Source organism: Paucibacter sp. XJ19-41 (genome assembly GCF_028462495.1).
Lineage (GTDB): Bacteria > Pseudomonadota > Gammaproteobacteria > Burkholderiales > Burkholderiaceae_C > Roseateles_E.
In genome coordinates, this window is the sequence record NZ_JAQOWX010000152.1 from 1 (window position 1) to 9690 (window position 9690).

12 protein-coding genes are annotated in these 9690 nt (G+C 69.8%); 4 read left to right on the forward strand and 8 right to left on the reverse strand.

Annotated features, from left to right (window positions below; genetic code table 11):
- Both PO768_RS25625 and PO768_RS25630 read right to left on the reverse strand, forming a co-directional pair.
- Positions 1 to 188: hypothetical protein (locus tag PO768_RS25625; RefSeq protein WP_272648301.1), on the reverse strand; the 188-nt coding region annotated here is incomplete at its 3' end.
- A gap of 7 nt (positions 189 to 195) precedes the next feature.
- On the reverse strand, positions 196 to 1530 hold the full coding sequence (locus PO768_RS25630) for a DUF1800 domain-containing protein (protein WP_272648302.1): 1335 nt from the start codon (positions 1528 to 1530) through the stop codon (positions 196 to 198).
- 145 nt (positions 1531 to 1675) lie between these two features.
- Here PO768_RS25630 and PO768_RS25635 point away from each other — a divergent pair, with 145 nt between their 5' ends.
- Positions 1676 to 2011 (forward strand): hypothetical protein, encoded by a 336-nt coding sequence (locus PO768_RS25635; protein ID WP_272648303.1) that lies wholly within the window; start codon positions 1676 to 1678, stop codon positions 2009 to 2011.
- Between the two features lie 9 nt (positions 2012 to 2020).
- Here the strand turns inward: PO768_RS25635 and PO768_RS25640 are convergent, their stop codons facing one another.
- From PO768_RS25640 to PO768_RS25650, 3 genes are read right to left on the reverse strand one after another with little or no spacing between them, the layout of a single operon-like run.
- On the reverse strand, positions 2021 to 2887 hold the full coding sequence (locus tag PO768_RS25640) for a tetratricopeptide repeat protein (protein WP_272648304.1): 867 nt from the start codon (positions 2885 to 2887) through the stop codon (positions 2021 to 2023).
- The gene (locus PO768_RS25645; RefSeq protein ID WP_272648305.1) at positions 2884 to 3363 is read right to left on the reverse strand and encodes an SRPBCC family protein; all 480 of its coding nucleotides are present in this window, start codon (positions 3361 to 3363) and stop codon (positions 2884 to 2886) included. The genes PO768_RS25640 and PO768_RS25645 overlap by 4 nt, the downstream gene beginning before the upstream one ends.
- Positions 3360 to 3785 carry a DUF2784 domain-containing protein gene (locus PO768_RS25650; protein WP_272648306.1) on the reverse strand — a complete coding sequence of 142 codons (426 nt, stop codon included), beginning with the start codon at positions 3783 to 3785 and terminating at the stop codon, positions 3360 to 3362. The genes PO768_RS25645 and PO768_RS25650 overlap by 4 nt, the downstream gene beginning before the upstream one ends.
- Positions 3786 to 3858: 73 nt before the next feature.
- Here PO768_RS25650 and gstA point away from each other — a divergent pair, with 73 nt between their 5' ends.
- Positions 3859 to 4467, forward strand: coding sequence for a glutathione transferase GstA (gstA, locus tag PO768_RS25655; protein WP_272648307.1), 609 nt, complete (start codon positions 3859 to 3861; stop codon positions 4465 to 4467).
- Positions 4464 to 5117 carry an NUDIX hydrolase gene (locus PO768_RS25660; RefSeq protein WP_272648308.1) on the forward strand — a complete coding sequence of 218 codons (654 nt, stop codon included), beginning with the start codon at positions 4464 to 4466 and terminating at the stop codon, positions 5115 to 5117. Before gstA ends, PO768_RS25660 begins: the two co-directional genes overlap by 4 nt.
- On the opposite strand, the gene PO768_RS25665 is transcribed toward PO768_RS25660, so the two are convergent.
- The 3 genes from PO768_RS25665 to PO768_RS25675 all read right to left on the reverse strand — a co-directional run bounded on the left by PO768_RS25665 (position 5104) and on the right by PO768_RS25675 (position 8191).
- On the reverse strand, positions 5104 to 6657 hold the full coding sequence (locus tag PO768_RS25665) for a thioredoxin family protein (protein ID WP_272648309.1): 1554 nt from the start codon (positions 6655 to 6657) through the stop codon (positions 5104 to 5106). The genes PO768_RS25660 and PO768_RS25665 overlap by 14 nt on opposite strands.
- 128 nt (positions 6658 to 6785) lie before the next feature.
- Positions 6786 to 7535, reverse strand: a complete 750-nt coding sequence (locus tag PO768_RS25670) for a CPBP family glutamic-type intramembrane protease (RefSeq protein ID WP_272648310.1) — start codon at positions 7533 to 7535, stop codon at positions 6786 to 6788.
- Between the two features lie 290 nt (positions 7536 to 7825).
- Positions 7826 to 8191 carry a GFA family protein gene (locus tag PO768_RS25675; protein ID WP_272648311.1) on the reverse strand — a complete coding sequence of 122 codons (366 nt, stop codon included), beginning with the start codon at positions 8189 to 8191 and terminating at the stop codon, positions 7826 to 7828.
- A gap of 692 nt (positions 8192 to 8883) precedes the next feature.
- Between PO768_RS25675 and PO768_RS25680 the strand changes: the two genes are divergently transcribed.
- Entirely contained in the window at positions 8884 to 9654 is a 771-nt protein-coding gene (locus PO768_RS25680; RefSeq protein ID WP_272648312.1) for an alpha/beta hydrolase, read from the forward strand.
- The last annotated feature ends 36 nt before the right edge of the window (positions 9655 to 9690 follow it).

The window sequence follows — 9690 nt, forward strand, 5'->3', positions numbered from 1 at the left end:
CAGGCCGGGTCGCCGGGGGCCGGCACCGCCGCCAGCCCGTCCAGCGCGCCACGCAGCATCACGACGACGAGGCGCGGCGCCTCGGGTGACGTACCGTTGCTGGCGGCCAGGGCCAGGCGGGTCGGCAGCAGGGTGGCCAGCCCCAGGCCTTGAAGCAGAAGCCGGCGTTGTGTGTCGATGCGCGTCATCATCTGCTCACCTCCGTTGGAAGTCGGGACTGGCCAGCCACAGCGCCAGCGCCTGGGCCGGGCTGGCTGCGCGATCGATCTGCTGCCGCGTGGCCGCGCCCAGATCGGGGCCCAGGCTCAGCGGGGCCAGCAGCCGGGCATCGGCCGCATCGGCATGGTCCTGGGCGAAGCGCTCGGCCCATTGCACCCGCTTGAGCAGCGCGTCCGGCGAGAGCCAGTCCTCGCTGCGGTCGGGCCAGCCCTGCGGCGAGGGCGCACGACCCGGTGCCTGGCCCATCGCCAGCAAGGCCTGGCTGGCGGCAGCCAGCTGTTGCGGGCCAATCGGCAGCTTCAGCATGCGGTGGGCCGAGAGCAGCAGCTCCTCGGGCCGCTTGAACTTGGGGCGATGCTCGGCGCGCCAGCTCTGCTCATGGGAGAACAGGGCCTGCGCGGTGGCACGCAGATCGCCGTCGCTGGCCAGGAAGCGGGCGGCCACCGCGTCGACCAGGGCGGCCGGCGGATCGTCGGTGACGAAATGCCGGGCCAGCTTCAGCGCCAGATGGCGGGCCGTGGCCGGGTGGCGGGCCAGATCGGCCAGCAGCAGGTCCAGGGCCTGCGGGCCTTCCGGATAGCGCCTGCCCAGAACCGTCTTCGGCCCCGGTTCGTGCAGGGCCGGCTCGAAGCCGGCGCGGCCGTCGCCACGCAGGCGCACGGTCCAGCCGGTCAACAGGCGGGCGGTCTCGGTAACGTCGGTCTGGGTGTAGCCGCCACCCACTCCCAGCGTGTGCAGCTCCAGCAGCTCGCGCGCCAGGTTCTCGTTCAGGCCACGCTCGCGGCGCCGGCCGGCGCGCGACTGCGGGCCTATCGACTGCGCATTGTCCAGGTACAGCAGCATCGCCGGATGCAGGGTCGAGGCGCGCAGCAGATCCTCGAAGCGGCCCAGCGCCTGCGGGCGTATCGCCTCGTTCTCATGCGGCCACACCAGGCCGGCCACCGCCAGCTTGGTGGCCGCGACGCAGCAGTGATTGGCCCAGAACTGCACCCAGCGCTCGGCCACCGGCGACTCGGTTGTGATGATGTGCTGCCAGCGGCGCTGCAGGCCGGCGGCGTTCAGCGCGCGCAGGCGCTGCCTGGCCTCACGGACCGCCTCGGCCCCGTCCGGCTGGCGCAGCGCCTGCAGCAGCTCGGCGCTCAGCGCCAGCGCGTTCGCGCTGCCGGGCAGGCCGCTGGCGTCGAAAGGGGTCGGGTCTTGCCGATCGACAGCGAACTGGGCCTGGACCCAGGCACGCGGGTCGGCCTGCATGGCGCGCAGGCTGGTCTCGGCATAACCGAAGCGATGGGCGGCGAGGGCAGGGGCTTGCATCGTTGTTGAACCCGGCCGGCCGCAGTCTCTTACGGCAAATCCGAGCGGTGTGCAGGGATTTGCCGCCAGGCCGTAAGCCGGCCGGCTGGCGCGGGTTCAAGCGCCGTAGACCAGCTTTTTCTTCTCAACCCCGAAAGGAAGCACCATGACTGTGGTTCGCAGCATCTTCATCTCCATGGCCGCGCTGAGCCTGGCGGTCGGCAGCGCCCATGCCGGCTGGGCCGACAACCAGGAGCAACGCGTCGATCAGCGCCAGGAGCGCCAGACCGGCCGCATCGCGGCCGGCATCGAGTCCGGCCAGCTGACCCGTCGCGAGCAACTGCGCCTGGAGCACCAGCAGGCCAGGACCGCCCGGCTGGAGCAGCGAGTCGAGGCCGATGGCCGCGTCACCGGCAAGGAGGCGCTGCGGCTGGAGCAGCGCCAGGACCGCAACAGCCGCAGCATCAAGCGCGCGCGTCACGACGGCCAGACGCGCCCCTGAGGGGCACCGTCAGGGCTTGCCGGCGGCGCGCAGCCGTTGCGCGTAGTGATCGGCCCGGTCCGCATCGCCGCGCGCCCGGTACAGCGCCTCCAGCTCCTCGAACACATAGGGGTCGGGCGCGCCGGCTGCGGCGTTGGCCTGCGCCAGCGCCAGCTGCAGGGCCAGGGCCTCGTCGGCGCGGCCCAGCAGACGCAGCTGGTTGGCGACCATCCATTGCGCGACGCGGGCCCGCGCCGTCTCGCCGGCCTGCTCGCGCAGCGCCAGCGCGGTGCGGAACTCGGCCAGCGCCTCCTCGGGCCGGCCCAGCTCGCGCAGCGCGATGCCGATATTGTTGTGCAGCGTGGCGCGCCAGCGCCGCGCGTCCGGCTGCTCGGAGGCCTGAGCCAGGGCCAGCGCCTCGCGGCCCCAGCGCAGCTGATCGGCCGGTGCCTGGTCGACAAAGGCGAGCATGTGCAGCACGTCCACCGCCAGGCCGTCCAGCCGCGCGGCGCGCGCCTGCTCCAGCGCGCGCTGATAGGCGGCGCGGGCGAGAGCGCGCGTCTCTGCGGTCTGGGTGGCCGGCGTATGGGTGGCCGAGCTGTAGCTGCGGCCCAGCTCCAGCGCATGGCGCACGCGCGGCTCGGGGCCGGCGCTCGCGAGCTGCGGCTCGATGGCGGCCAGCACGGTGCGCGCCGCCTCGAAATCGCGCCGCAGGCCATGTGTGCGGGCGATCTGGGTCTGCAGGATCAGCGCCTCGTCGCCACTGGCCTGGACCAGCGCGGCGCGGAAACGCTGCTCGCTGAGCGCGGGGTCGGAGTAGGTCCAGAGGGCGTTGAGGTCGAGGGCCATCGCGGGCGTGCCGATCAGGAGAAGCGCGAGCAGCGGCAGCCGGCTCATTCGCACAGCGCCTTCAGCGCCGCCAGGGCCTTGGGCCACCTCTCCTGCATCATCGCCTCGTAGTCGGCGGCGATGTCTTGATCGATGCGCAGTTCGGTACGGCCGGCGTCCAGCGCGATCAGCGTGTAGTTTTCGAAGGCCGGGGTCCAGGCGCGCACCATGGGGCTGTCGCGGTCCACCACGCCGTTCGCGTCGATCATGCCCAGGTGCTGGATCGAGATGAACTCGGGCTCGCGGCGCTCGGCGATGCGCGCCAGCATGCCGCCGGCGCCGGGCGCCAGGAAACGGATCTCGGCCCCCTCATCCCAGGAGCCCTCGTAGCAGGAGTTGGGCGCGAAGGCGGCGGTCCACTGGCGGTAGGTGTCTTGCTCCAGCAGCGTGTGCCAGACCTTGTCGCGCGGCGCCTGGATGATGATGGAAAAGTGCAGCTGGGTCTTGCCGGCAGAGGCAGAACTGGAAGAGGGGCTGTCGCTCATGGCGTCCGGTCTCCTGAGTTGCGGGGGCGGGGCGGAAAATAGCACCAGGCGGCCAGCACCAGCAAGCCGAAGCCGCTGTAGAGCAGGGCAAACACCCAGTCCGGCGCACTGTAGAACAGCAGGCGGTGCAGCCAGTCGGCGATGAAGCCCTGACCGCCGTAGGCGGGCTGGCCGGCCTGGCGGCGCAGCCAGTTCTCCAGCAGGGTCAGCGGGCAGGTCTGCCCCAGCCAGGCCTGGGCCGCGACGATGCCGATCGCCGCCAGGTGGGCGAGGCGGAAGCCCCGGCGGTTGACACCAGGCCAGCGCCGCCTGCCCACATTGCCGGCGACGATGGCCACCAGACCGAAGACCACGAACAGCACCACCGCCAGGTGCAGGATCAGCACCAGATCGGCAAGTGGGGCGGCGAGGGCGGTGGGCATGGCCGGGCAGAGAAATCGAAAGCATCGTATCGTTGCGGCCCCACACAATCTCACACCCGACGGAGGCACTCCCATGAAGCTCTACTACAGCACCGGCGCCTGCTCGCTGTCCCCGCACATCGTGCTGCGCGAGGCGGGTCTGCCCTTCGAGCTGGTGCTGGCCAGCACCAAGACCCACAAGCTGCAGGACGGCACCGATTTCTACACCATCAATGCCAAGGGCTATGTGCCGCTGCTGGAGCTGGACAACGGCGAGCGCCTCAGCGAAGGCCCGGCCATCGTGCAGTACATCGCCGACCAGGTGCCCGACAAGCAGCTGGCGCCGGCCAATGGCAGCTGGGCGCGCTACCGCCTGCAGGAGCTGCTGAACTTCATCAGCACCGAGCTGCACAAGGGTTTCTCGCCGCTGTTCAACCCGGCCATGCCCGAGGAGGCCAAGGCGCTGGCGCGTACCAAGCTGGCCGAGCGCCTGGGCTGGATTGACGCCCAGCTGGCCGGCAAGCCATTCCTGATGGGCGATCAGTTCACGGTGGCCGACGCCTATCTGTTCACCGTCAGCAACTGGGCCAAGATGGTCCATGTCGAGCTCGGCGCCTACACCCATCTGCTGGCTTGGCGCGAGCGCGTCGCGGCCCGCCCGGCCGTGCAGGAAGCGATGAAGGCCGAAGGCCTGATCAAGTGAAATTCTGGAGCCCCCGATCGGCGCTGGCGCCGATCGCCCCCCTGGGGGGCCAAGGCATTCTTGGGAACGGCCCGGCGAATGCCTTGATGCAGGCGCGCCAGCAACTGGCGCTCTATCTGCAGCGCTTTCCGGCCGAGGCGGCGCGCCTGGCGGCGCTGCGCGCGCAGCTCGACGAGGACGCCGGCGACCCGCTGAGCCGTGCCAATATGCGCGGCCATGTGACGACCAGCGCCCTGGTGCTGGATGCGTCGCTGCGCCACATCCTGCTGATACACCACCGCGTGATCGGCCGCTGGCTGCAGCCGGGCGGGCATTACGAGCCGGGGCAGGATTTGTGGGGGTCGGCGCTGCGCGAGGTGGCCGAGGAAACCGGGGTGACGGATCTCGCCGCTCACCCGGCCTGGGGTCAGGCCTTGCCGCTGGACATCGACAGCCATCCGATCGCCGCCAATCCAAAGAAGGGCGAGGGCGATCACTGGCATCACGACTACGCCTATCTGGTGATCGCGCCGCTGACGCAAGACCTGGCCCCGCAATTGGCCGAGGTGCATGGCGCGGCCTGGCGGCCGCTGGACGAGTATCTGGCGGCCAGCGACGAGGCCCGCTACCGGGGCCTGGCCGCCAAGCTGCAGGCGCTCAGGTTTTCTTGACCGGCGCCTTGATCAGGCCTTCGCAGGTGGCGCGCTGCTGGTCGGCGCTGTCGACCTTGGCGCAGATGCCGTTCAGCTGGGTCTTGAGCCGGTTCAGCACCGCCTGGTGCTGGCCCTCGGCGCCCCCGCGGGCCCGCGGGGTGCCGACGCGCTGCAGCGAGCGGGCGCTGCGTTCGTAGAAGGCGCCCTTGTCCTTGGCGGCCTCGGCGAAGAGCTGGGCAGCGGTCTTCTCGATCTTGGCCGCGTCCAGCGGCGCCAGCTCGACCAGCGCGCTGAAGTAGCTGGAGCCCCATTGCAGCCGGGTGGCCGGGCCTTCGCTCTTGTTGAAGGCCTCCTCGTACCAGCGCAGCGCCTCGTCGTTGCGGCCCTGCTTCTTGGCATTGCCGCCCAGCTGGCTCATCAGGTAGTAGGGCGAATGGCTCTTGGCCAGGCTGGCCTTCAGCAGCTCGTCGCTGTCCTTCCACAGCCCCGCCTGGCCCAGCAGATAGGCGGCCGAGGTGATCACGGCCTGGCGCTCGTAGCCGTCGCTGATCTCGCGGTCGGCGCGGGCCGCATGGGTCTTGACCTCCTGCTGCAGGGCCGGCGCGATCTTGGGGTGCAGCTCGGTCTTGGGCTGGTCGATGCGGGCCAGGCCGACCCGGGCCAGCAGCGCGCCCAGGCGGTCGGCGCGCGACAGCGTGACATCGGCCTCCAGGCGCTTGAGCGCGGTCTCGAACTCCGCCACCAGGGCCTGGCGCTCGGCGCCGGGCTCGTTGTGCAGGGCCCGGACGATGTCGGCGGCCTCGTTGGTCAGCACATCGGCCTGGCTGCGGCTCTGCCTGGCGTCGGCCAGCACCGCGCGCACCCGCTCGCGCAGCGCGGCATCGGCCTTGACGCCCTGGCCGTCGTTGCTGGCGGCCAGCGCTTTCAGCCACAGCCGGGTGGTGGTCTCGGCATCGACGCCCTGGCTGGCCACGGCCAGCTGGGTCAGCAGCCCGGGCCGCTCAGCGGCCGGCACCAGCTGCTGCTCGTCGGTTTCCCAGGAATAGAAGCCCAACAGCCTCCACTCGTTGGCGGCCAGCTTCTTGCCGGCCTTCGCATCGGCCAGCACCGCCTTGACCGGACGGCCGCCGGCCAGGCCCAGCTGCAGCACCTTCATGACCTGGGGTGCATCGGCCTCGCCGGGCAGGCGGGTGATCTCGCTGCCCTCGGGGCTGAACAGAATCATGGTCGGATAGCCACGCACCTTGAAGCGGCTGCCGAGCTTCTGCGCGCCGGGCAGGTCGCCATCGATATTGACGGCGACGAAGGCGCGCGACTGCTCGATGAAGTCCTGGCGGTTGAACAGCGTGGCCTTCAGCTGGTTGCAGGGCGGGCACCATTTGGCGCCCCAGTACAGCAGCACCGGCTTCTTCTCGGCCTTGGCCTGCGCGAAGGCGCGCTCGATATCGGCATCGGCGGCGGCCGCCTGCCAGCTGACGCCGGCGGGCGCGGCGGCCTGCAGGACGGTGGGGCTGCTCAGGGCGAGTGCCAGGGCGAGGGCGGTCAGGCGTGGTGTCATGGGGCGAGCGCGCCGCCCTTGTGAGGCGGGCCGGGCTTGTTGATCAGGAGGGATATTGTCTGCCCAACAGCCAGGCCCTGCCCATGAGGGGAATGCAGGAGCTTATGCGCGCTGCGCACAAGCGGCGCTCAGCCCCGGACGGCCAGACCGCTCAGCACGATGGCACCGCCAAACAGCATCCAGTCGTTCAGCACATGGGCCAGGGTCGACACCAGGATGTTCTTGCTGAGCAGGTAGGCCAGGCTCAGCACCAGCCGGGCCGAGCCTATCACCAGCAGGCATTGCGCCAGGTTCCACTGGTAGGTCGGCAGATGGGCCAGCGCGAAGGGCAGGGCCGACAGCAGCCAGGCCAGCAGCAACGCACGCCGGCGCGGCAGGCCCAGGTGGCCGCTGAACCAGCTCAGCAAGGCCAGCAGCGGCAGCAGGGTCAGCAGCTCCTCGCCGAGCAGCTGCGGGATCGACTGCAGGAAGAACAGCGCACGCGCGCCGCCCGACTCCCGGCCCAGCGCCTCGACCGCTGGGTTGGCGTGGGTGCCTATCCAGCGGGAGACGACCCAGCCTATCGCCACGGTCACCGCGATGTTCAGCAGCGCGATGCCCAGGGCCAGCGCCAGCTCGCGCGGACCGAGCCGCCGGAACAGGGCGCGCCAGTGCGGCCCGGCCAGCGCGCGCAGGGCCAGCAGCGGGATCAGTGGGAACAGCAGGGCCGGGATCAGGCGGGCCGGACCGGCCGGCAGCGGCAGGGACAGGGCCGCGAAGCCGGCCACCACGGCCAGCATCAGCATGCCCCAGGCGAGCGGGCTCAGCGCGATGGGCTGGCCGTTGTAGAAGGGGAAGTCGTCGCTGCTGTCGTTGCTGGTCTGCAAGGTGGGCACCATGACGGGATCGTAGACACGCGCTTAGCCTAACCGCAGCGGCACCCGCTAGGATGGCCCACCACGCAAGACCTGCCCCCGCCTGCCATGCCCAACTCCCCTCGCCGCATCTCGCCGATGCCTTTGCCATCGCGCTGCCGGATGGGGCGCCTGCTGATGCCGATGCGCTGACGCGCGCGCTCCGTGCTGGCCCACCCGCCGCGCCGGATGCGACCCGTTACTGCCCTTCAATACGGCGTACATGAGGCTTGCAAACTATCGTCCAACTCTGCGCCACGGGGCCAAATGCTTGTTCATTCGTCCAAGAACTTCCAAGTGTCCGCACCGTCGAATTTGCGAACCTGCACGGATGCGATCAACTTTGGGTCGAAGTTTCCAAGATGGACGCCATGCCTCGCGCCAGCCTCCGTCACGATCGGCTCCCAGTGCGTGACGCAGCCGCAATGCCTGCATCGGATCGTGCGCAGGGTCTTGTCGCCCTGGACGTAGGCTTCGGTCGAGTCGGGATGACCTTCGATCATCACAGTTCCGAACTCGAAGTACACCCAGGGCCCGCCAATCCTGCGGCACAGCGAGCAGTTGCAATCCGTGGCGACCTCGGGCGTCGAGGGGAGTGTGAGGCGGACCGCGCCGCAGTGGCATGCGCCTTGATGCGTCATCAGAAATTCCCGGTTGATCTTCAGCTTCGATAGCCTGACCGTCTGCGTAGCTGCATATTCCGCGATGTGACCAGTTTTCTGGTGCCTGCCTGCTGGCTACGGCACCGCGAGCATAACCAAGATGAGATGCCGGAACGGAGCCGGTACTGAGCGACTCTTGGTCGCCGACAGCGTCAGCAGGTCGAGGCACGAGGGAGGCTGACCGCTGGTCATTCGGCCGATTGGGATCATTGGGTGCTCGCTGGCTGCCGCCTTTCATGTCGAGTCGGTGCCCCCGCAAATGACGCGGGCGCTGCCCTTCACAGGGGAGCGCCCGCGGGTCCGGCTACAGACGCCGGGCTACATGAAGTAGGAATCCGTTCCGACCCTCTTTCAAGGGCTGGAGGCTGCCCCGGACCTAGAAGTTGTTTGCATATCACCTCCTTATCTGCTTGCCATGGAAGCCACAGCCTACTCGCTTCCGAGATTTCCGTCGATGCTCTTGCCGGACGGCCGATATGGTCTTCAGCCCGCCTTCCCATTGCGGACTGATTTGAACGACTGGCTTTGGCCGCGAGCAGCCACCACGCCAGCGGCAATTGCTGCCGGGCTCAGCGGCATCGCGCGGCCGACTGGACATTCGTCCAATGGCGCGGCAGGCGCCGCCGGGAGACAGTGAGGCCTCCAGCAACCCACCCGTCTCGTCCTTCATCATGAACTCTTTCCTCAAGCTCGCCACCCTCGGCCTCGCCGCGTCCATCATGGCCGGCTCCGCCGCTGCCGCCACGCCGATTGATGCCGCGAAACCCAGCGTCGTCATCGTGCACGGTGCCTTTGCCGACGGCTCCGACTGGGCCAAGGTGATCCCGCTGCTGCAGGCCCAAGGCGTGCGCGTGACCGCCGTGCAGAACCCGCTCAGCTCGCTGGCCGACGATGCGGCCGCAGCCAAGCGCGCGATCGACGCGCAGCCCGGCAAGGTGGTGCTGGTCGGTCATTCCTGGGGCGGCGCGGTCATCACCGAGGCCGGCGTCAACTCGAAGGTGGCCGCGCTGGTCTATATCGCGGCCTTTGCGCCCGATGTCGGCCAGGCCGTCGGCGAGCTCGGCAAGAACTACCCGACCCCCTCGGGCCTGGCCCATTTCGCGCCCGATCCCGCCGGCTGGCTGTACCTGACGCCCGAAGGCATGAGCCAGCACTTCGCGCAGGACCTGCCGGCCGCCACCACCGCGGTGATGGCGGCCACGCAGGGCCCGATCCTGGGTACCGCCTTCGGCGACAAGGTCTCGGTGGCCGCCTGGAAGCACAAGCCCTCGTGGTATCTGCTGGCCGAGGCCGACCGCATGATCGCGCCGGAGCTGCAGCGCGCCACGGCCCAGGCCATCAAGGCCAAGCTGAGCACCGTCAAGGCCAGCCATGTGCCACAGCAGTCGCAGCCGGCCCAGGTGGCCGCGGTGATCCTGGACGCGGTGCAGAGCGTCAAGTAAGCAACAGGGCATGATGGGCGGGGGCGCCGGGCGCTG